Annotated in this window: 18 protein-coding genes; 11 read left to right on the top strand and 7 right to left on the bottom strand. The window is 38.4% G+C overall.

Features of this window, described 5'->3' with window-relative positions; all coding sequences use genetic code 11:
* Positions 1–44: 44 nt before the first annotated feature.
* Positions 45–1,052 carry a YncE family protein gene (locus ABIB30_RS09910; RefSeq protein ID WP_354301545.1) on the bottom strand — a complete coding sequence of 336 codons (1,008 nt, stop codon included), beginning with the start codon at positions 1,050–1,052 and terminating at the stop codon, positions 45–47.
* A gap of 63 nt (positions 1,053–1,115) precedes the next feature.
* Entirely contained in the window at positions 1,116–1,529 is a 414-nt protein-coding gene (locus tag ABIB30_RS09905) for an EamA family transporter (RefSeq protein WP_354301543.1), read from the bottom strand.
* 242 nt (positions 1,530–1,771) lie between these two features.
* On the opposite strand from ABIB30_RS09905, the gene ABIB30_RS09900 reads away from it, so the two are divergent.
* Positions 1,772–3,340, top strand: coding sequence for a serine hydrolase (locus tag ABIB30_RS09900; protein WP_354301541.1), 1,569 nt, complete (start codon positions 1,772–1,774; stop codon positions 3,338–3,340).
* A 36-nt stretch (positions 3,341–3,376) separates the two neighbouring features.
* Here ABIB30_RS09900 and ABIB30_RS09895 read toward each other — a convergent pair whose 3' ends face one another.
* Entirely contained in the window at positions 3,377–4,192 is an 816-nt protein-coding gene (locus ABIB30_RS09895) for a sterol desaturase family protein (RefSeq protein ID WP_354301539.1), read from the bottom strand.
* A 198-nt stretch (positions 4,193–4,390) separates the two neighbouring features.
* On the opposite strand from ABIB30_RS09895, the gene ABIB30_RS09890 reads away from it, so the two are divergent.
* Together ABIB30_RS09890 and ABIB30_RS09885 are read left to right on the top strand one after the other, a co-directional pair.
* Complete coding sequence (locus ABIB30_RS09890; RefSeq protein ID WP_354301537.1) at positions 4,391–6,004, top strand: Na+/H+ antiporter; 1,614 nt, start codon at positions 4,391–4,393, stop codon at positions 6,002–6,004.
* Between the two features lie 121 nt (positions 6,005–6,125).
* Complete coding sequence (locus ABIB30_RS09885; RefSeq protein WP_354301535.1) at positions 6,126–8,501, top strand: ABC transporter permease; 2,376 nt, start codon at positions 6,126–6,128, stop codon at positions 8,499–8,501.
* 89 nt (positions 8,502–8,590) lie between these two features.
* Here ABIB30_RS09885 and ABIB30_RS09880 read toward each other — a convergent pair whose 3' ends face one another.
* Together ABIB30_RS09880 and ABIB30_RS09875 are read right to left on the bottom strand one after the other, a co-directional pair.
* Positions 8,591–9,748 carry a hypothetical protein gene (locus ABIB30_RS09880; protein ID WP_354301533.1) on the bottom strand — a complete coding sequence of 386 codons (1,158 nt, stop codon included), beginning with the start codon at positions 9,746–9,748 and terminating at the stop codon, positions 8,591–8,593.
* A gap of 10 nt (positions 9,749–9,758) precedes the next feature.
* Positions 9,759–10,652, bottom strand: a complete 894-nt coding sequence (locus tag ABIB30_RS09875; protein ID WP_354301531.1) for a TssN family type VI secretion system protein — start codon at positions 10,650–10,652, stop codon at positions 9,759–9,761.
* 117 nt (positions 10,653–10,769) lie between these two features.
* Here ABIB30_RS09875 and ABIB30_RS09870 point away from each other — a divergent pair, with 117 nt between their 5' ends.
* A complete protein-coding gene (locus ABIB30_RS09870) occupies positions 10,770–11,708 on the top strand; it encodes a type VI secretion system baseplate subunit TssG (protein ID WP_354301529.1) in 939 nt (312 codons plus the stop codon).
* Positions 11,709–11,745: 37 nt separating this feature from the next.
* Here ABIB30_RS09870 and ABIB30_RS09865 read toward each other — a convergent pair whose 3' ends face one another.
* Together ABIB30_RS09865 and ABIB30_RS09860 are read right to left on the bottom strand one after the other, a co-directional pair.
* On the bottom strand, positions 11,746–13,599 hold the full coding sequence (locus ABIB30_RS09865) for a hypothetical protein (protein ID WP_354301527.1): 1,854 nt from the start codon (positions 13,597–13,599) through the stop codon (positions 11,746–11,748).
* A gap of 202 nt (positions 13,600–13,801) precedes the next feature.
* The gene (locus ABIB30_RS09860) at positions 13,802–14,236 is read right to left on the bottom strand and encodes a GPW/gp25 family protein (RefSeq protein WP_068395934.1); all 435 of its coding nucleotides are present in this window, start codon (positions 14,234–14,236) and stop codon (positions 13,802–13,804) included.
* A gap of 149 nt (positions 14,237–14,385) precedes the next feature.
* On the opposite strand from ABIB30_RS09860, the gene ABIB30_RS09855 reads away from it, so the two are divergent.
* From ABIB30_RS09855 to ABIB30_RS09825, 7 genes are all read left to right on the top strand, one after another.
* Positions 14,386–14,907, top strand: coding sequence for a hypothetical protein (locus tag ABIB30_RS09855; protein WP_354301525.1), 522 nt, complete (start codon positions 14,386–14,388; stop codon positions 14,905–14,907).
* Between the two features lie 2 nt (positions 14,908–14,909).
* Positions 14,910–15,407, top strand: coding sequence for a type VI secretion system transmembrane protein TssO (locus tag ABIB30_RS09850; protein ID WP_354301523.1), 498 nt, complete (start codon positions 14,910–14,912; stop codon positions 15,405–15,407).
* 38 nt (positions 15,408–15,445) lie between these two features.
* Entirely contained in the window at positions 15,446–16,396 is a 951-nt protein-coding gene (locus ABIB30_RS09845) for a PKD domain-containing protein (RefSeq protein ID WP_354301521.1), read from the top strand.
* Positions 16,397–16,401: 5 nt separating this feature from the next.
* Positions 16,402–18,762, top strand: a complete 2,361-nt coding sequence (gene tssR, locus ABIB30_RS09840) for a type VI secretion system protein TssR domain-containing protein (protein ID WP_354301519.1) — start codon at positions 16,402–16,404, stop codon at positions 18,760–18,762.
* 11 nt (positions 18,763–18,773) lie between these two features.
* On the top strand, positions 18,774–21,290 hold the full coding sequence (locus ABIB30_RS09835; RefSeq protein ID WP_354301517.1) for an ATP-dependent Clp protease ATP-binding subunit: 2,517 nt from the start codon (positions 18,774–18,776) through the stop codon (positions 21,288–21,290).
* Positions 21,291–21,365: 75 nt separating this feature from the next.
* Positions 21,366–21,812: a hypothetical protein gene (locus ABIB30_RS09830; protein WP_183868189.1), complete on the top strand. Its 447-nt coding sequence runs from the start codon at positions 21,366–21,368 to the stop codon at positions 21,810–21,812.
* Positions 21,813–21,845: 33 nt separating this feature from the next.
* The gene (locus ABIB30_RS09825) at positions 21,846–23,237 is read left to right on the top strand and encodes a DUF5458 family protein (protein ID WP_111635346.1); all 1,392 of its coding nucleotides are present in this window, start codon (positions 21,846–21,848) and stop codon (positions 23,235–23,237) included.
* Positions 23,238–23,389 lie beyond the last annotated feature (152 nt).

Genomic DNA, 23,389 nt, shown 5'->3' with positions numbered 1-23,389 from the left:
AATCTAACCGCTCTCTTGTTGGTGTGTTTATGATTATTGGTGTGTTATTTGCCGAATGTCAGTACTGTAAATGTTCCTGGAATGCGTGCTGCTTTTTTACCTTTTCCGGGTTTTAAATCGGCTGTTGGCAAGAAAATATGATGGTTGATCTCATCCAGTGCAATTGTACGGGCACCTTTCTTTGTTTTAACGTTTTCAAGAACCTCGAATTTATTAGCATTCACTTCTTTGATTACGGTAAGTGTACCTTCTCCATTCGCACTATAAACTAATTTTAGCTGCGGATCGAATACAACACCATCACTACCATCTCCGATAGGTAATGTACTGATTTGTTTACCTGTAATTGCATCCATCACGATTAATACTTTATTCGAGCAGCCCACAAATAAACGGGAAGTTAACCTGTCAATTGCTAAACCTGAAGGCTCTTCACCACCTGCTAATTTGAAACGTTTGATTACCTTTAAATTACGTGTATCCAGGCAAACTACTTCATTTTTATCTTCTATATTGACATAAACTTTTCCTTTACCATCCGATACACCCGTTTCAGGTTTTCCTCCTAAAGGAATGGTCGCAATAACCTGATCTTTGACAGGATCAATAACGCTTGCATTCAGGCTATGGCCATTAAATACGAAGATCTTTTTTGAAAAGTCATCATAGAAAATTGCATCGGGGTTTTCTCCGACTTTGATTTTACGCAATACTGCATTTGTCTGAAGGTCAAAAACAGTACATTCACCTGATTTCCCATTACTAGTATACCCTTTCTTTAACACTGAAACAAGAGCAATTCCATGTACTCCAGGTGTGTTTTTAACAATTCCTATGGAGTCTCCTGTAGTTTCATTGCTGATATTCACTTGTGTACCATGAGAAACATATAATTTGTTTTGGGCATGATCTGCCAGCAGATAGTCCCAGCCTTCGTCACCACTTAATTGGTGGCTGCTCAGTAAATGAATACCAGTTTTTGTTTGCGCGAATAAAGCTGTTCCTGTACAAAAAGAGAGGAGTAACAGGGCTAAGGCGGCCTTCTTTTTCATGATGTTTTTTATACAAACAAACACATAGAGTCTGTAGTAATTCTGAAGGTCATCCTTATTCGTTTAAAAGATAAGGATGACAGTCCCGCCTATGATCAATAGTACAGCAATGGCCGTTTTAATAGTCAATGGTTCTCCAAGAAAAACAACTGATAACAGAATTGCAATCGCTACACTTGCTTTATCTACAGGGGCTACCTGTGACACCTTTCCCAACTGCAGTGCTTTAAAATAAAAAATCCAGGACAGACCTGTTGCTAAACCCGAAAGGAGCAGAAAAGTCCAGTTCTGTTTGGTCAGGCTGGCTATACCATGGTGGTCATTCCTGAAAAATACGATGGCCCAGGCTAATAGCAAGATGACTACTGTTCTGATAGCTGTAGCTAGATTGGTATCAATACCTTTGATCCCTATTTTTGCTAGTATCGCAGTCAATGCTGCAAAGAAAGCTGATAATAAAGCATAGATCCACCACATAGAATTTAATTTATTTTGGTTTATTCTTTTACAAAAAAACACATAGAGTCTGTAGTAATTCTGAAGTGGCAAAATCTTTGAATTTAATAGCGTTACAGAATCTTTTACAATTAAAATGGTTAAAAAACATGCAATATTGGTTTAATTTGTGTTTACTTTAGGGTATTTTATTTGTTTAATTATAAATATATTCTCGGATTATATTTTAACTTTATAGCGCTCATATTCAATTATCCTTCACGATGAAATTAAGAATTATTACTGTTTTGCTAGGTATAGTATCGTTAAATGCGGTAGCTCAGCAATCAGTTGTTAAAGCAGATAGCCGCTTTAAGGGATTAGATACGACTTTCCAGCGGGTGCTTAAAACCTGGAATGCTGCAGGTTTCGCTGTAGCTGTTATACAGAAAAATAAAGTGATTTACGCCAAAGGTTTTGGTTACCGCGACGCTGAAAATAAGCTGCCTGTTACACCAAATACATTATTTGCGATAGGTTCTTGTTCAAAGGCATTTACGACCACATTGATTGGCAAATTACAAAAGGAGGGGAAAGTCGATATTGATCAGCCTGTAAATACTTATCTGCCCGGATTGAAGTTCTATAACAAGGATATGACCAATCACATTACGCTTCGTGATATGATGAGTCACCGGACGGGGTTATCCAGGTTTGATATGTCCTGGTACTTATTTAATACGTCTTCTGCTGACAGTCTTTTAAAACGTATTCAATATATGGAACCTAATGCGGGATTGAGAGAGAAATGGCAGTACAATAATTTTATGTATATGGCGCAGGGGGCATTAATTGAAAAATTAACCGGTAAAAGCTGGGGAGATAACATCAAAGAGAAGCTTTTTATGCCATTGGGCATGACCCATTCAAATGTCAGTATACCTGAGCTTTTAAAAGGTGGAGAGATTGCTAAAGGATACGGTGTAAAACCTGATCATACATTAGAGAAATTGGACTATTACAACATTGACGGTATGGCACCTGCAGGTGCTATTAATAGTAATGTGAACGATATGGCGAAATGGATGAGCGCATGGATCAATAACGGAAAATACGAAGGCAAAGAAATTATCCCTGAAAACTTCCGCAACCAGGCTATCAGTTCACAAGCTATTGTTGAAGACGGCCTGCCAGGGAAGGAGTCTCCAGATGTTTATTTCGGGAATTACGGTTTTGGCTGGTTCCTTGATTCTTATAAGGGACATTACCGGGTGGAACATGGCGGTAATATTGATGGGTTTTCAGCCATTTCTTCCTTTTTTCCGGCAGATAGTATAGGCGTTGTTGTACTTAGTAATCAAAATGGTTCAAAGGTGCCTGTTGTAGTGAAAGATATCATTGTTGACAGATTACTTCACCTAAAATATCAGGATTGGATTAGTAAAGTTAAAAATGCGCAGGATAAAGATGAGCTATCCAGGGCTAAGGAAAAGAAAATAACAACAGCAAATCCGCATCATCTTTCTACCCATCCTGTAGCAGATTTTGCAGGCAGCTATAGTCATCCTGCTTATGGTGCTATGAAGATTTACGTAGAGAACGATTCCCTGTTTGCAAAGAGCAAAATCCGTACTTACTGGTTAAAGCAATCCAATTATGATATTTTTGAGTTGTATGATAAAGACCCTGTAGATGGAGTAAATACCGCTACAGGATATGCTGGCTTTAATCTGCAGTTTCATATGGATTTATCCGGAAATATTGATGGTTTTGAAGCTCAGCTTGAAAGCAGATTAAAACCATTTTTATTTGTCAGAGCGAAAGACATTAAACAGGTTAAGGCCCCTGAATAATAAAATTAATGGGAGTTCTTGAAACTCCCAAATTATTTATTTTGGTTTATTTTTCCTGAAAAATGGAAATTTAATCAATTGAAGAAAGTTAGAGGGAGAATGGCCATGATATACATCCAGTCCGAACTTTATTTCACTGGCCTTCATTTCTTTATAAGTACCAAATAACCTGTCCCAGATACTAAATACATCGCCGTAATTGCAGTCTGTATATGGCAATTCAAAGTGATGGTGTACGTGGTGAAGGTTAGGTGTAATAAATAGCAGGCCGCATATCTTTTCTGTTTTAGCTGGTAGCTGCAAATAGGTATGCGCAATTAAATTTGCAAACGTCTGTACGGTTTGTCTCAGTAAAAGCAAACCTATAGAAGCTCCGGCCAGAAATACCCAGATTACCTGGAAGCATACCCTGACAAAAGTTTCTCCTGGATGCTCTCTTACTGTCGTTGAAACATCCATTTCTATGTCGGTATGGTGAACGAGGTGGAAATTCCAGAGTGGGCCGGCTTTATGCATGATTACATGATAGACATATTCAAAAAAGTCCATTAAAAAGAAGCCGGCAACATATTTTACCCATGCACTTTGACTATGTGGTAACAGATATAAAATACCCCAATGATGAAGGGTGACCCAGCCTGAAACGAAGATCACGAGAACGGTCATGGCCAGCTGAACTGGAAGCGCAGTCAGGATAAACATCAGGTTGACCGAAGTGTGCTGCCATTTTTCTTTAAGAGAGTGCAGGGCAACTCTGAATTCTGCAAGCCAGATAGAAACGATAACTACAAGATATAAAATGATTTGTATAAGTGTTCCATGATCATTTAGCATGGATGATATCGTGTTCATGTTGTGGTGGTTATGAATTTTAAATTTAATATAAACAAGGATATAAATTAATACTGTAGCAAAACTAAAGTTATAACATGTTTCTATATCACCACATTAAAAGGCGATTAAAATCGATTAACTCAGATTTTGTGATTTCCCTGATTTATCATTAATTTGTAACACCTATCGTCTATTTATTCTTAAGTTTTCCAATTTATGTTTCACGCGCAACTTTTGATTGTACTCACGCTGCTTTTTGCTGTTTTTATCCTTACTATGCTGGGGCAAAAACTCCATATATCTTATCCTATTTTTTTAGTACTTGCTGGTTTGGGAATAAGTTTTATTCCTGGTATGCCCCGGATAGCAATAGAGCCGGACATGATTTTTCTGCTATTTCTTCCACCACTGCTCTATGAAGCAGCCTGGTATACTTCATGGAATGATTTCTGGAAATGGAGAAGGGCCATTGGGATGCTTGCCTTTGGCCTGGTATTTCTTACTTCTACGATTGTAGCCTTTGTTTCTACAGCCATGATTCCTGGTTTTACTTTGGCTATGGGCTTTTTATTAGGAGGGATTATTTCGCCACCTGATGCAGTTGCTGCAAACTCAGTTTTGAAAACCCTGAAGATTCCTAAACGTTTGACAGCAACTTTAGAAGGTGAAAGCCTGATCAATGATGCGTCCAGTTTAATTGTTTTTCGTTTTGCATTGGCAGCAGTGCTGTCAGGTTATTTTTCTATGGGACAGGCTGTTGGCCAGTTCTTTTTGGTGGCGGGTATGGGTATTGTCGTTGGTTTGGTAATTGCGCATATGATGTATGTAGTGCATCGGTTTTTACCAACAACACCGAGTATAGATGCTGCCCTGACCTTGATTACTCCTTATATGATGTATATAGCTGCAGAAGAATTTCACTTTTCTGGCGTAATGGCAGTAGTGAGTGGAGGATTGTTTTTATCTTATCGTTCTCATGAACTATTTACGACCGGTAATTCGCGTTTGCAGACCATTGGTGTATGGGCTACTGTGATCTTTATTTTGAATGGCCTGGTCTTTATCTTAATTGGCCTGGAACTTCCGGTGATTATGGCCGATATGGATGGTTATTCCATCGCGGAAGCGATCAAATATGGAGTAGTGATCAGCTTAATTACGATCATAGTCAGGATTATTTATGTGATGTCACTCGCTTATGTGCCTAAATGGGTCGGAAGTACTAAAAGAATGGATCATTATAATCCAACCTGGAAGGCACCGCTTATTGTAGGCTGGGCAGGTATGAGAGGTGTAGTTTCTTTAGCCTCTGCATTGGCTATTCCATTGTTATTAACCAATGGACAAGTCTTTCCGCACCGGAGCCTGATCTTGTTCATCACTTTTGTCGTGATCCTGATTACTCTGGTTTTTCAGGGACTGACCCTTCCATTAATCATTAAATGGGTTAAAATGAAGGACACTGGTGATTATTTGCCAGATGAAGAGCAAGAGGCAGGCATCAGCCTCAGGTTAATGAATATCGCAGTGAATGAGCTCGATGAAAAATACGCAGATGAAATACGTAATAATCCATTTGTAGGCTGTTTGAGAGATCAGCTGCAAAATGACAAGGCTATTATGGAACAGCGGTTAGAATCCCTGGAATGTGATGGGATGAAAAGAGAAGAAGTAGAACATTATAACCGGATATTATTGCATATTTATAAGCTACAGCGTCGGGAGCTGCATGTTTTACGGACGGAAAATTTTTACAGTGATGAAGAAATTCGTAAGCATGAGAGTCAGCTTGACCTGGATGAGACTAAATTGATAAAAGCTGAACATTAGCGGACAGTAACTGTTCATTTCCGTACAGCTTATTTTTAATAATGCCTTTTTTTACTTCTGCACCCTGCTTTTTAGCATGGCATCAGGATGGCTAATACTTTTCTGGAAATCAAGCACAATTATGTTTCAACATCATTTATTACTGATCTATAGAAATTTCAAAAAGTATAAAAGTTCATTTTTCATCAATCTGATCGGATTGAGTGCAGGGTTAACCTGTGCTTTACTGATTTATTTATGGGTAAGTGATGAGGCGCAAATGGATCATTTTCATGCAAAAAGCAGCCAGCTTTATCAATTGATGGAAAATGAGCAGACAGAAAGCGGAATAACTACCACTGATCAGACTGCGGGGATTCTGGCGGAAGCTTTAGCTAAGGAAATGCCTGAAGTGGAGGATGCTGTAGCGGCTTCGCCTGCGTATTGGATCGCAGAAACTAAACTCTCCGCTAAAAATGAAATGGGTGTCAGGGGCGGTGGACTTTTTGCTGGAAAGGACTTTTTTAAAGTATTCTCTTATCCTTTGATTTCAGGAAATATCAACCAGGTGCTAACCGCCAGAAATTCAATTGTTGTTTCCGAGCAGCTGGCCATGAAATTATTCCATACTACTGATGTGCTGGGAAAAGAAGTGGTTTGGGAAAATGCAGATATGGCCGATGAAAACCACGCCTTGATTTCGGGGGTGTTTAAGGCTATACCAACCAGCTCTTCGGTGCAATTTGATTTTGTCGTATCACTGCAAGTGGTGATGGGACCATCTTCTCCATTGTTAAGCTGGGGGAATCACGGACCAAATACTTTCATTGTGCTGAAAAAAGGTGCAGATCCGGAAACCTTGAATGCAAAGCTTAAGAGCTTTATGAAAACAAAGGGAGAAAACCGCAGGGAACTCTCCATACGGCCTTATGCAAAAGGCTATCTGTATGATCAATACGAAAATGGTAAACAAGTGGGTGGCAGAATTGAATATGTTAAACTGTTTGCGTTGATTGCTATCTTCATTTTGAGTATTGCTTGTGTGAACTTTATGAATTTAGCTACTGCCAGAGCTGCTGTCAGAATGAAAGAGGTAGGAATCAAAAAAGTAATGGGAGCGAGCCGCCAATCATTGATTCTGCAGTATTTGGGGGAATCTGTTTTATTAACTTGTCTGTCTTTATTTTTCTCCTTGCTTTTTGTAGAGTTGTTACTTCCACAATTTAATGTACTGACGGGTAAACATTTGTTCCTTCATTTTGACTGGAAACTTATTTGGACTTTAACAGGGATCACCATTTTTACCGGGTTGATTTCGGGTAGTTATCCGGCTTTGTATTTATCTGGATTTAATCCTGCGGCTGCCTTAAAAGGAAAATTAAGCTATAGTATGGGGGAGTTATGGACACGTCAGGGATTGGTCGTTTTTCAATTTACACTTTCAGTTATTCTGATAGTTTGTGTTTTGGTGGTTTATAAGCAGATTGAATTTGTTCAGCATACTCAGGTCGGATACAAAAAAGACAATGTGTTATATATTGAGAGCGACGGAAAATTGAAAGAGAATCCTGGTGCTTTTATCGCAGAGATCAGAAATATACCGGGTGTAATGAATGCTTCGAGCATAGATAAGCGCTTTATCGGAGATCTGAAAAGCACAGTTGGCTATTTTAACTGGGAAGGAAGAGATCCAAAACGGGTGATCAAGTTTCAATTTGCGGGCATCAATAGCGGGTTAATTGAAACCATGGGCATGCAGATGGCTGGTGGACGTTCTTTTTCGAGTAAATTTGGTGCTGACAGTACGAAAATCATCATCAATGAAGCTGGAATAAAAATGATGGGTTTAAAAAATCCGATTGGTAAGATATTCAGTTTATGGCATAAGGAATTACAAATTATAGGAATAGTTAAAGATGTCCATTTTGAATCGATGCACGAGATCGTGAAACCTATGTTTTTTCTATACAATTCTAAACAGGCGAGCAGGATTATGGTTCAGATTAAAGCAGGACGGGAAAAGGAGGCTATCACTGAATTGCAGCAACGCTATCAAAATTTTAATCCCGGAGCTGGCATGGTTTACCGGTTTTTGGATCAGGATTTTCAGTCTCAATATGTAGCTGAGAACAGGATCTCCCTATTGTCAAGATATTTTGCAGGACTAGCTATTCTTATTTCTTGTCTGGGGCTTTTTGGACTGGCTTCTTTTACGGCACAGCGAAAACTTAAAGAAATTGGTGTCAGAAAAGTACTGGGGGCAAGTGAATGGGGGATTATTTACAGCCTGTCTAAAGACTTCGTCAAGCCTGTACTCATTGCTATTGTGATTGCTTTGCCTTTAAGTTATATCATTACGAAACACTGGCTGGATACTTTTGCTTACCGGATAGATTTACAGGTGTGGTATTTTGCAGGAGCTGGATTTCTTGCACTCTTTATTTCCTGGCTTACGGTTAGTTTGCAGGCGATCAGGGCAGGATTGAAAAATCCGGTGGAGTGTTTAAGAGACGAATAAGTAGCAAAAGCAAACCAGATTGGCCATTAAAAAAGAATTGCTATCATCTTCCTATTAGATGATAGCAATTCTTTGTTTAAACATAAAGTTTAATCCAGTAAAGTCCAGGTTCTTTTGGTCTGAACCTGTTGTACCATTTGCTGTTCTGCAACCACAATGTTTTCTTTACGCTGCCCGATATATTCAAGCATGCTGAGTTTATTCCAGAGTGCAACCATTACTTTTAAGAACTCTTCAATGGTAGACATCGAAGCGTGGATATTCTGGTGGTCATAGATCATTTCGATGTTACGCGCCAGCAGTTCTTCAAAGTTTCCGGGAGTTACATCACGCCATTCGTAGAAATACTTCAGCATTTCTTCTCTTTCTTTAGGTTCAATCAGTTTAATGCCTGTAAAAAATACATGCGCCAGGTTTGAGCAATAACCTACAATGTAAACAGGTGATTGCTGATAACCCAGGTTTCTGTAATTGAAAAAGATCTGAGCAATATAGTCCAGTAGTTTTTCAGACAATAAACGAATGTTTTTTCCCAGTGGAGTAATCGCATCTCTTGCTGAAGTCTTATCAATGATTTTAAAAGCAGCCAGCTGCAAATCATTGATTAATGTACTAAATGATTCATAATACCTGATCAGTCCCGGGTGGCTCACAATAGAGCTGCTTGGTGGGATGTAACTGGTGTTAATAGAAATCCTGCCATTCTCCAGTACAAACTGGCCGATAGTCAAATGATAGTTATCAGTAGCATTCGGAGTCATTTCTGAGGCCGGAAGAATTGAAATACTATATTTTTTGCTGATGTCGGGGTATCTTGGTGGGTTATCCTGTGGATCTGGAGTTCCTGAAGGTACCCTGTCAAAAGGATTCACGAGCAGCAGGATGTTATAGATGGCAACTTTAGAATAATCAGTATTTTCATTGCTGAAAAACTGACTGTAAGAAAGCTGGTTATCATAGTTTGAAGTGTTTGGAATATCAATTCTGCATCCTTCGGCAGTAATCGCATTACAATGTCTTACTTTGATTTCAATATGATTTGTTGCCTTTTCTGAGATTTCTATATCATGTGATACGCGCTCACCTGCAAATGGAGGGAGCAGACCATAATTGAAGTTGTTGAGCGATACCGAGTTGGCATCTCTCACAAAGTCCTGGTTAAACTGATCTGTAGCAACAAAATGGCTGCTGGATAGTTTCATCCCATCCACCCAGTTAACGGGTTTGTATTTTAATGGTGAAATCATAGTAATTTAGTTAGATGAAAATAGATTCGTCTCCGATGGTTTCGGGCTTATTGGCGTTTTCAGATACTCTTTTTGCGTAAATAGTAATCTTCTCTGTAATCCGGTTATTGACAATATCGTGTTCAGGATCTATGAAAATATTCTTCCTGAAGAAAGATGTTTTGATGAAAAAGATCCATTTATAAGACTCCCCATCTTCTCCAATATATTTAACCGGGCTTTTAGGGAATTTCAGGTTATAATCTTCAATGAATTTATAGAACCAGTTACCGAATATCATATTCTCTGGTGCTTTGGCTTTAACACGCAAAGGCTCAGGATCGCTGGTGTTTTTATACAGTTCAAGCTCGAGTACCAGCATACGGTCAAAATCCAGGTGATCCATATCGATATTGATTGGACTGGCTGGGTATTGCCAGATCTTATAAATCTCTGTCGGGATACTGATCAGGGCTACATAGGCCCACCAGAAAAGTAAAGGAACAATAAAGGTCAGGATACTGGTTGCTGCCCATAGCCCAAAGTGAATATCACTCAGCCAGTTGAACGCAAGTTGAAAAAGGTAAAAACTGAGCAGTGAACCGACTAATATGCCGAAAACAATAAAAAGCTTTCTGTCCAGCAGTTCTTTCGGATATTTCTTAGTGAACAGGTAAACAAAAAAGGTCCCGGCCATCATGTAGTAAATCTGGCATATAATATATCCCCAGGGCATAAAATCAAAACTCAGGAATCCAAGGAAACCAGGCAGGGCCAGTACTAAACTTAATACAAGGATGCCAATGATCAGTCTTTTGTTATTAAGAAATTGATTTTTCTTATTTACAATTGAGAGCAAAGCAGCGGATACAACAAATATTAAAGGGAATAATAAATATCGGATAAAGAATGATTGAACGTCCATTAAATTGTACTTGATGTTTTTGTTTAACTGTTAACAAATATAATACCTTAAATCTATCAAAATAAGAATGGTATAGTTATTAGTGTATATTAGTTTAATTATACCGTAAATAAATATATGAAACAGAGACTGCATTTAAGGAATGATCTCAATACTGATTTTGAAGCTATCACAAAAGTTGCAGAGTTAATAGAGAATGGTGATTTTCACACTGATCAGATTGCAGTACTCCCTGTAGGTGCTAAACAAAGGGCTTATGCGAAGGATATCAGCAATTATTCATTCTATTATTCTGATAGTAAACGCAAGGACTGTTTAAATATAGAGGTTAACCAGGAAGGTTTTTATGATATGCTCCCTGAGGGCTTGTTCCATACACCACCTACTGGCAGTGCGGGCATGTCTGAAGAGGAAATGGTAGAAGATGTACGCCTGAGAAGAACCGAAGAAAAAGACGCACGGAAGTTCTTCATGCCTTTTGAGGCTGAGGTGAATTATCTTAAAACGGTATTACAACTTTATGAGAACAGGCTGGATAAAAGAACTACTTATAATGACCTGACAAATATCTTTGCAGCTGGTTGGAAAGAGTTTGAATTGCTTGATAAAGAGCAAAGTATAATCTGGATGCATTTTCTTCCGGTGATCCATCAGAAAAGAAATGATCTTAAATTTCTTGGGCAATTATTGACTGTCCTTTTTAAAGTTCCGGTAGAAGCGGTTTTAAAAAGTACGAATGTAAAGCCTTCACCGATCGATGAAGGGTTGCAGTTCAGGCTTGGCTCTGGTGCCTTGGGGATAAATTCTATTATCGGAAGCAGTTTTTTAAGTGATGAGGAGCAGGTGTTTATCAATGTAGGACCTGCGGATATTAAAAAACTAGTCAATTTTATGCCGGGTACAGCGCATGCACATTTAATAGATCTTGCGGTATCTTATCTGGTACCTGTTGAAACTGAGGTGACTACAAATTTAATAGCTAATCAGCAAAACCAGGTTGGATCGCTGGGTGCGGATACCAATAATTCCTATTTAGGGTATACTGTTTATCTTTAACCCAGGATCGCTTCTTTTTTTTATTAAACGTTCTTTTTTAACTTAGTAAAAGCCTGTAGTGAATATTCATGGTGCTGCGGATTTCCAGTTTAGATTTAGTTAAACTGAGCATAGATTTCCATTCTTCTTCGTTTAATTCATTTTGCTGAGCAGGAGTAATAATGATGTCCGTGGTTTTAAGGAAACCTTCTTTTGGATTTTGTGCAGGCATCAGTCCTTTGCGGATATTTACAGCCTTGATCTTATTCCCTAATTCAAAAAAGCAGAAGTTAATAATGTCCGACTGGGTGACCAGCCTGTTACCTGTTGTGAGCCCGTATTTATAGGCCTGCACTCTGTTGGTCGCATTTAATCTGGATCTTCCTCCTTTAGTGTTACTTAATAAAAACAGACTTTCTGGTATCGTTTTACTGCTTTCAAAGGATTGCAGGTGACTTCCGGATTTAATTTGATTCCCCATTTCGGCGTTCGTTGACCAGAATTCAAGAAAGAGTATATCTGCGTTATTCAATGGTTTAACAATGATATAATTCAGCAGTTCTTTAATAGTAATGAGCTGTGCTTTTGTCTTTTGTTCAATAATGGAGATGTTTTGCTCCAGTTCTTTTAAGGAACTGTTCAGGAAGTCAGATCCATAGGCAGAGAAGGCAGCTTTCTCATCTCTCAGCAGTTCAAAAAGATAGTCTACAATTTCCTTCGCATTTCTGTTGTCAAAACGCTCTGAACCTCCGTAACGTATTGAAAATGAACCGGCATTCGCATCGTCATCATGACTGTGCGGAATCTCAGTATAATAGTTTCCTGCTTTATCAGTCAGTGAGTCTACACATAGAAACTGATCATGATCCTGAAGTTTGATGGGCATAATGTTGGTCATCATTTTCAGCCGGTGCTTAAAGTCATGTATTCTTTTATTAACCACTGGAAAGGCGTTGATAGAAACATGCAATTCATCGAGCATAGCCTCATTAATTGCAGCTGGGAAAACGACTTTTAGCCAGAGTATAGGTTTTTTGAAACTGCTCATGCTACCTGCCTGAAATACAGTGTCAAATTCTTTCGGGTAGTTTTGAAGATAGGGCTGATGCGGGAATATGTTTTCTTCATCAATTGTCAGGAACCTGTTTGCGTAGAAGGCATTCACGTCTTGGGTAATCAGATTTAAAACATCCTGATTATCAAATGGGGATTGTCTGTTTTGTGCTGTTTCCAGGTAGAATTTATTCAAAGAAAGGTTGACTGGCAGATCATCTAAAAACCATTTAGACAAGGCAATCAGATCGTATACATTATCATTGACAGCGTAATTACGCCAGTCAAAATAGAAGCTTAGTCCAGGTAAAAGGCTTATTGCAGGTGGATTTTCTATTCCGATATAGAGTGTGTTTTTCTCTAGCCCGTCTCCTGGATTACTATGGGTGAGTAAAGTCTTGTTATGCTGCGCGTCAATTTTAAATATATTACTTCCATTGGCGAGATAAGCTATTTCTGAATGAAATACTTTAACAGCTTTTAAAGGACTAAAAAAGATGTCTGATGTGTTTTCTCCGCTATTTTCACTTTTATCTTTCAGCCTTTTTCTAAAAAAGAATTGGGTTTTGGTATCAATTGTCTCTGTAGGCTCAATAGCACGTGCATGTAATATCGCATGTGCTGGGAGGGCAGAGGTCAGGGTATCTGAAGCTAAGATGCGGGAAATACGGTCCAGTATACGGTTCTCCAGATTTTTTACGTCATTAGAAACATTGAAAAGTTCTGTACTTAATGCTTCAATCAGGAGTTTAACCAGCGGATCAAAATCATTCGTGTTTTTTATACCCCAGTAATCTAATGCATTTTTTAAAATCCTGTTCCTTATTTCGTCTTTAGAGGAGTAAAATATGTTCTTCATTTAGCGTTTGTAGTTTAATGGGTGATGAAAATGATTTTTCACCGTTGTTTTTTGCGCTTAATCGCGGTAAAGATCGTGTAAGCTTAAGTAAATTAATTTAAAACAGTAATGTTATCCTGTCTTTATCGTATTGTAACAGCTTTGTGATGTAGTGTGCTGTATATAAATTAGTTCAATGTTTCCTTTAAATAGAACACTCTGGTTAACTTGAAAGTGGACTTAAGAATAAGCCAGTGTTAAAATAATATTTTTCTCCTGTAATATTCATTTTGCCCCAGATAGAAATATCCACTTTTTTCTTGATTTCTGTAACATTTCTGAGAGAAAATTTCTTCTCTACTTCGGTCATATTGATTTCAACCTCAACCTGATACAGGCGGCGTTCATATTCTGTAATAGACCTGAGCAAAGATTGTCTGAATTTTTCTTCCCAGGTTGTCTCACTAACTATTAATTCGAAGTCTAAATCCCATATTTCGCAGCCAAAGTTCCTGTTATGCCTGTGTTCTCCATATCTGGTAAAAATAATCAACTCTATATTCTGAGAGATTGATTTGCCCAAATCGGCCTCTGTAAGGTCCTTGTTATCGAGAATGTTTTTTAATCGAAATGGTTTGTTATATAAGAAATCTGACATTGGTTAATACTTAAATGGAACAATAATTGGTAAATGGTTAATCAATATTACGTCCAAAATTTATATATTGGAATATAATACTAACAGACTTTTAATAAACATGTTATTATAATTAAAATCTTACACCTCTCAAATCTAACCAACTTCCGATGAAACCTATAAATGCTCAGGAACTGAACAAGTCATACCGGCTCTTTATTTTTAATTTCATTTCCCTTACCATTTTTGCCGTAATCTGTGTTTATCTGTTTTTTGCAGCTTCCAGATTTGAATACGAGCTTTTGGAAAAGGAAGTAAAACAAACCGAACAGTTGCTTTCTAAACGGAAAGATATCAATACTAAGTTTGATATGATCCTGTTAAGATTCAAACAACTTTCAAAATACACCTCCATCAATTCTGAGGAGATGAATAATCAGGCTATCATGCTTGAAGATATTCAAAATACAAATTTCAAAATCAAAGACATCATTAAAAAAGAAAAGACCACAGTGAGTAGTTTTCTTTTGTATAAAAAAATGACTGAAGATATTTCTCAAATGGCGGGAATTCAGGATTCTTTGTTTACCACGAGATTTCAGATTGAAAATGTAAAAACACAATTGGATGCTTGTTTCAAAACGAACAACAATGCGGCTAAAAAAATAAGAGGGGGAAGGTTTACCAGGTAATTATGATTAAATTAAGTATAAAAGAACGAAGAGATCAATTCCTTTTTTTTATTGGAATATTTCTATTTACTACCGCATTATTAAGTTTCGGCCTGTTTTACGATTATGGAAATGGCCGGGTAGTTTCCAAACAGGATCTTGCTGATAAACTGGAACAGAATGCAGAATTTGAAGCGACGGTTAAAGAGCAAAGAGCTACTATTGATACCACCTATAAAGACATTATGACTTTTGATCCTGGGGTACAGGCTGTGTTCCTGGAGAATGATATCAAAAACTCGATGGCTTCTATTAAATCGAATTATGAAAGGAAAGCTTATGATGTACGTTACAAAACATTTCTGCAGGCTTCTCAGCTTTACAGTGATTTATTCTACAACAGAAGAGAACTCAAAGGGAATAACAGGGACATAGAGAAATTAAGCAAATCCTTAGAAGATTGTAAGTTATCTACACGCCAGCTCAGACAGACCATGGGCAGCCAGCCGAACCAGAGATAACCAACCAAACCGAATTAATAACAACAAAATATAAACCTATGGCCGATACTAATACTACGAATGGAAAATCAGTAAGCAGTAATTCACAGGGATACATCTTCCTGTATATTTTTATTGCAATCCTGATTATTGCTGCACTTATCTTTTTATTGAAAAGCTCATTTTTTGATAAACGCAGTGTTGATGCAAGAATTTTAAAAGATGAGATGTACCTGAATGAAGATCTCGTATTTACCGACAATACCAGGAGCGCAAAAAAATGGCTTTGGGAGTTTGGTAACGGAGCGAAATTAACTACACAAAACGGAAGTTACCGCTATACTAAATCAGGTTCTTATATCATCAGGTTAACTGTTGACGGAGAATTAAAAGAGCAATTCCCGGTTACTGTAAGAGATACTGTAATTGCAGCTTTGGATACGATGGTCACGATCAGCGGGCCAACCTCTGGCGTGGTGAATGAAGAGGTCAGGGTAGAGGCCGAAGGAAAGGGTAACCAGTTTGAATGGTCTTTCGGAGAAACCAACCGGGTAGATGTAAAAGGCAGAACCGCTTTATATACTTTTCATACTCCGGGTAAGTTCATGGTGAAGTTAACGACCGACAGAAGTCACAGACCTATTTATCATACTATTTTTATTACAGATCCAAATGCGGAACTGGATACGGACATGGTGGTGCCTGGTGAAGGGGAGCAAAAGGTTATTGATGATATCAGGGCACGTTTGCAGGCAATTGCGAATGGGGCAGATTTCAATTCAAATTATTACTACCTGATCCGCAGGTATATGTGTAACAATGAAAAGGTTACTGTAGCCGTTGACCAGGACGGGGTTAAAAAGTCGAGTGATTTTTATTCTTATTGTATGGGACTGACTTTCGGAGGTGAAATTGTTGTTGATGAAGCTCAATTAACAATCAGCCCTAATTCTACTTGTGCCACTCTGGTAAATATCAAACAACATTCAGCCAATACAGTAAAAAAATAACCACTATGAAAAGAATTATATCCCTCTCTATATTGATTGCCCAAACTGCTTTTGTCATGGCACAATCGCCGGCAGCTTTTGGAAAAAAAGTAAAATACATGCCTAAGGCTTATGCCAAGCCATCCGCTTTAACAAACCTGAGTGAAGATGGTGGCAGAACTAAACTTCCGTGGATTGTTTTCTCAGACAGAGATGAAAACTATACCACTACAGCACCAGGCGGAAGTCTGATCATGAAAAAGCTAAACTTTATGGAGCCTTTTTATGTTTCTAAAGATGAAAACGGGTATTTAAAATTGATTAAATATAAGGCTGGCATGATCAGGGGAAGAAAGATCAATGATAAGAAAAGCGCAATTAGCTATGGCTGGATCCCAAAGTCAAAGATGTTATTGTGGCAGCGTTCTTATTCTAATCAGAAATCAGGCTACCCGGAAAAATCAATCGCTATTGTGACTGGTAAAGTACCTATGACGGAATCTAAATTCTATTATGACAATACAGATTCTGCTTTCGTTTACAGCTCTCCTGAGCTTAAAAAGAAAGTGAGCAAGGTGAGGTTACATGAGCTGAATTATATCTTTAAAAAATCTGAAGATGGTAAAAAATACCTGATTGGAAATGAAGATCAGCTGGTTACTGACAGTGCTGCTAAAAGTATTTATGGATGGATAGCTTCGGATGCTGTTCATAGCTGGGGTGACAGGTTATATATCACGCCAAAACAGATTGATTCTTATGATCAGAGTGATTCGGTGGCTTTAGCGCTGACGGGTGTACATATGGACCCGCTTTTATCTGCAAATGATATTATCCTGAGAAGTTCTCCGGTGGTAAATGATGATGGTGCAGGGAATTATACTTTAGGGGTAGCCAGTGATGTCTACAACAAATCAAATAATAAGCTGATTACGATCAATGGTGCAACGTTGTCTTACCTGACTTATTTGGAGTTAAGAAAAAATATTCACCAGATCAATGTGATTTTTGTAGTGGATGGCGGAAGCCCGATGACGCGTTATTTTTCAGGATTAACGAACACGATTCAATCCTTTGAGAATATTTTCAATGATTATGGTAAAAAGCATAAAGTAAGTTACGGTGCTGTGGTTTATAGAAATGAGGCTGCCGGAACGTTAAGCACGCCTGCGATTTCTCCTGATTACAGGAAATTAATGAGCTTCCTTTCTGCAGAGGCTAAGAGAACCGAAAGATACAATGGGAGAATTGTTGCTGAACCTGTTTTTGATGGGGTAAGAGCTGGTTTAAATATGCTTAAAAACCATAAAAACGAAACGAACCTGATTGTGCTGATTGGTAGTACTGGAAATGAAACTTCTTCTGCTTACCGTTTAACGCAGCTGACTGAAGAGTTTGCGCGTGCTGACGCCAGGTTATTAGCGATCCAGTTGTACAGTGATTATGATCAGTTGTTCAATAATTTCGTATTACAATCTAAGAAACTGGTTTCTGAATCAGCAGTTTATTCGGCAGAGAAAAAGAAAAGATTTTTAGTGAAGGGTGAGGGGTTGAACAATACGCAGGCTTACAATACGAGCCAGCTGGATTCAATTTCTTATTATCTTGATTATCCAAAAAACAGCTTAATTCAGGGTGGGGTAGTTTTCCCGACTAAAGGCTCTGTGAATTCAAATGAGTCTATGAATATTGCCATGAGACGCTTCATTAAAGAAACTGACATGGATATCAATAACCAGGTGAGTTCTCTGGATAGTGCATTCAGGTTAACCGGCATTGAACGTAAAAATCTTTCTCCGATCGTGGAAGCTCAGCTGAGTGCGCCTGTTGGGGAGGAAGTAGCAGATAAAATGCCGCACAATGGTTTTAAATATTACATGACTACTGGTGTGCATTCAGATATTGTATCGAAGAATAAAGATTTGATGCAATATGCATTGATCCTGAATACGATGGAGTATAAGCAGATTGGTGATATTTTCTCTTTAATGATCGGACAAAATCTTCAGCCTGATCAGTCTTCTTTCAGAAAGAAGTTGCAGAAAAACTATTTTAATATTATGCGCAATTTCCTGGATGTAGATATTTCAAGAGGACATATTAAACCAATGACTTTAGCCAAATATTTGAAGACGGTAACAGGTTTGCCGGTTACAAATGAGCTGTTGAATAAATATACGGTTGGCGATTTAAGAAGTCAGAGCAAAATGCCACAGGCAGATTTTGAGTCTTATATTAAATTCCTGATCAACTCAAATGAGCAGATTAAAAGAGGAACGCAGATTGGTCAGCAATTTATTTCCAATGGAAAAACTTACTACTATATCACGGAGAAGAATTTTGTGCAGGCCGCTGCCAATGAAAGTGCAGTGAAAGAAACACCTTAGTATCAGATATTATGAGTCTTACAAACATTAGTGAATCAGTAAAACTAGCAATCAGGGTTGCGCAATCCCTTGCTAAAGAATACCGTAATCCTGAATTTACTGCTGCTCACCTTTTAAAAGGGTTAATGCATAAGGAAGTTGGATTGAGAGGTTTTTTATCTTCTATTGGGAAAGATGAGGAATATATCAGTGAATGGGCTGAGGTAAGAATTGAAGAGTTGGAAAAGACTTCTTCTTCGCAGGAGGAAGTAAAAGGCAGTCCTGAAATTGCAAAGGTTTTTGAGGAAGCCGACCTGGTAAGGATCAAGCTTGGATTGGATTTAATTACTCCTGTTTGTGTACTTACTGCTTTGTGTAAGCCTACAGTAGGGTTTAAGCCAGATCAGTTAAAGTCCTTTCCGATCAAGGAAAAGGAATTGCTGGATCTTTATTTAAAGGATGAAGAGTTACAGGCTGTTGTGGCACCAGCTTCCGGAAGTGGAAAAGGAGCGCAGGGCGGTGTTGGCACGACTGCTTTGCATAAGTATTGTATTGACCGGATCGCACTGGCCCGTGATGGTAAAACGGATCCGATTATTGGCCGCGATAAAGAAGCAAGAATGATTATGGAAATTCTTTGCCGCAGAACTAAGCCAAATGTGATTATTACTGGTGATGCCGGTGTTGGTAAAACAGCTTTGGTAGATGGTTTCGCACAGGATATTATTGCGGATAATGTTCCTGAGTTATTGAAAGGGGTGCAGCTTTTTGAACTGGATCTGGGTTCTTTAATTGCTGGGGCTTCTTATAAAGGGGAAATTGAGGACCGGCTGAAGAATATCTTAAAGGAGATTAAACAATTTGATAAGGCTGTATTATTCATTGATGAAATTCATACTTTATTAGATAATAAAGGGCCTATAGGTGGTGGAGTTGGTAATTTACTGAAGCCTGAACTGGCCAGAGGTGAGATTACGGTAATTGGTGCGACAACCATTGATGAGTATAGAAAAATTATAGAGCCGGAACAGGCTTTCAGCAGAAGGTTTGAGGTTTTGCAGGTGAATGAACCTAATGAGGCTTCAGCGATTAAAATGCTGGAAAAACTGACGGTTAAATATGAGGAGCATCATCAGCTGAAAGTTCAGCCGGATGCGATTCCTGAGTGTGTGCGGTTAGCGAAACGTTATATGAAAGACCGCAGGCTCCCGGATTCTGCTTTCGATTTGCTGGACCGTTCTATGGCGGCCATGAAAATGATGAATGATACTTCGGAGAAGGTGTTGGAAGAGTTAACCCAGACATTGGCTGAGTTAGAATTGTCAGATATTGACGAAGTAACTGAGTTGACTGACTACAAATGGCTGTATAACCAGTTGCAGGATAAAGTAAGCCCGGTATTGTTGGGACAGCTGACCGATGAAACACAAGTAGAGGCTTTTGAAACGGCCGATGAGTATCATCAGTATATTGCTAAAAATCTGGATGCGCTGAAAGTATTGACTGAACGTAAATCAGACGAAGTGACCAAACAGGATATTGCTTCTATTGTTTCTTATAAAACAGGTATTCCACTGGGAAAAATCCAGGCGCAGGAAAAAGAAAAATTGCTGAACATGGAGCAATTCCTGAAAAGAAGAGTTGTTGGGCAGGATCAGGCCTTAAAGGCCGTTTCTGATGCGATTCTGGAATCAAGAAGTGGGTTGAACAAAAAAGGGCAGCCTATTGGCTCATTCTTTTTACTGGGGCCTACGGGAACTGGTAAAACGGAACTGGCCAAGTCTATTGCTGAATTCTTGTTCAATGATGAAAAGGCGATGATCCGTTTTGATATGTCCGAGTTTAAGGAAGAGCATTCTGCAGCTTTGCTGTATGGCGCGCCTCCGGGATACGTGGGGTATGAAGAAGGTGGTATGCTGGTGAACAAGATCAGAGAGCAGCCTTATTCTGTGTTGTTATTTGATGAAATTGAAAAAGCACATCCTTCGGTATTTGATACTTTCCTGCAGATTTTGGATGAAGGTCATATGCATGACAGGCTAGGTAAAGAAGGAGATTTTTCCAATTCACTGATTTTATTTACTTCTAATATTGGAAGTGAGTGGATTTCTGAGCAGGTAGGACAGGGAATCATCCCAACGTCACAGCAGTTAATGGAGATTATGGCCCGTCAGTTCAGACCGGAGTTTTTAGCGCGTTTGTCTGAGATTGTACCTTTTGCACCAATTAATGAGAGCAACGTAGTCAGGATTTTCGAGATTCAGCTAAAAAGTTTAATTGATGCTTTAAACAAACAAGGCATAGCTTTTGAGATTGAAGAAGAGGCAACGAAAATGCTGGCACTGAGTGGTTTTACACCTAAGTATGGAGCGAGACAATTATCCGGGGTAATCCGGAATGAGTTAAGAAGACCGATCTCAAAATATATTATTTCTGGTGCCTTGAAAAAAGGCAGTACGATTGTGATCAAAAAGCATGAAACGGAAGAAAAGCTGGAGTGGGAGATTATTGAGCAAACTCCTGTTACTGAATTAGAAAACGAATTATAGAATTATTACTGTTTTATAAAATTAAATTCAATATTTTTATTGTAAATAGATCTTAAACCCTTAAATATCAATACTATGTTTAACTATGAAATTGGCGGAAACGAAAGAAAAGTAGATACTTCAGAAGCGTTTGCAGACATCGCCCATAATAAAACACTTTTTATACAAAAATTAACAGATAATGAACCGATCAAGCCTGAAAAAGTAGAGGGTTTAAAAACTGTACAGGAGGTCTTTAATCATTATAAGCCTAAAGTTAACGTGGGTTTTGAGCGCCAGGATGGTATGCCTGTGTCGGAAACTCTTCATTTCAATAACCTTGGAGACTTTTCTGTTAAAAGTATCATTAACCAAAGTACACACCTGAATAATATTAATATTGAGCGTGAGATGTCTTTAAATGTGATTAAACAGTTGAAGTCAAATAAGACATTGAAATCTACGCTGGACGATGCGGAAACTAAACATGCATTTATCAGTGCATTGAAGAATTTCGTAGCTGAGTTAGAAGAGAATAAATAGATCAGGTATCATAGGTAGATTATAAAATATATTATGGCAACTCCAGAAGAACAAAAAATAACACAGGATAACTCCCAGGCTGCGGGCTATAAGCCAGCAGAAAAGGAAGAAAAGGGGAAACTGTCTCTCCAGGAGAGTTTAGATAAATTAGCAAGAGTTGGTGGTTTCGATTTACTGGAAGCAACTGTTGATGGTTTACAAAATTTAAACCCTGAAAGAAAAGCAAGAAAACAGATTTTCCTGACAGGGGATGAAAAGAAAAAAGAAAGAGAAGAGTTAAAGAAGAAAATCCAGTTGTGGATTGATGTTTTGGAAGACTCTGATTCTGTGGCTTCTATGACGACAAAAAGTACAGAGAAGTTATTGGCTGCGGAAGAAAACCTGAATAAAAATATAGCTTCAGCGCTGGAAAGTACCAGGGAACTGGAGCAGGCTTACCGTTCTGTGAATTTGTTTTATCAGAATACAGAGGCAGACAAATTGAAAAATGTGGTCTTGCTAAATGCTTCTATGGATCAGATTAAGGACCTGGACAATCCAAGGTTCGTGGATTATGTGAGCGATGAGCTGAAACAAAAATATGATCGTCTTGATTTACGTGAGAATTACTCTTTAATGGTTATCCCTGGTTATTTGGGCTCCAATAAAGTAGTAGAGAAGTGGGGTAAGGTGGCTTATGAAAATAAAGCCATGTTAGTGACTGACTTTGCCGATCTGGATCAGCCTGATGATGTGATTGATTTATTTACGGCAGCAAATTTAACTGGTGCTGATGCTTTCAGATCAAATGTAATCATGACTTGTAACTGGTTAGTGGGCAGAGGCAAGGTGAGTGAGGTTGGTGAGGAAGATGATTTAACTATTCCAGGTTCAGCTGCATTAGCTGGAAAAATGTACTATACTTTAATGTCACAGGTAACTGCTGGTAAGAAGCATGGTGCGATCAATGATGTGGATGGGGTTAAGTTTGATCTTAAAAAGAGTGAGATTTCTCATCTGGAGCGTATTGGTTTAGTGCCAATGGTGAATGAGTATGGAAAAGTGATGGCTTTTTCTGCGAAAACATTGTTCAATGGTGATAACATCGGTTTACAGACTTATTCTGTAGTGCGTGTGTTTGATTATGTAACTAAAGTGCTTTTTGATTTCTTAAACAGAAGGGCTTTTGAAAATTGGACTTCTAAAACTGAACAAGATCTGCGTGGACAGATTGTGAAGTTCCTGGATGGTATTCAAGGTCCTGAGCGCTTAATTGAGCGTTTCAAAATCATGCGTTTTGAGCGCGATGAATTACAGAAAGATAAAATTCACCTGGATATCCATATCACTCCTTATTTCCCGGCAAAAAGTTTCGTCGTGAAGCTTGATGGACAAAAAGGGGAGGATGAAGAGACAACCTGGAGTTCAGAGTATGCGCAGCAATAAAATATATTTATTGACCAGCTGCTGCTGGTAGCAAAATATTTATTTTAAGAATATCCGGACAGATTCAAGCAATCTGGGCCGGATATTTTTTTATATATCGGTTCACATTTCCTGGCTTAACAATTTCTTCATATTTTAGCAATTGATTCTTA

Origin of the sequence: Pedobacter sp. UYP1 (assembly GCF_040547305.1) — a bacterium.
In the GTDB taxonomy this organism is placed as follows: Bacteria; Bacteroidota; Bacteroidia; order Sphingobacteriales; family Sphingobacteriaceae; genus Pedobacter.
This window is presented reverse-complemented; position numbering and strand designations above follow the sequence as displayed.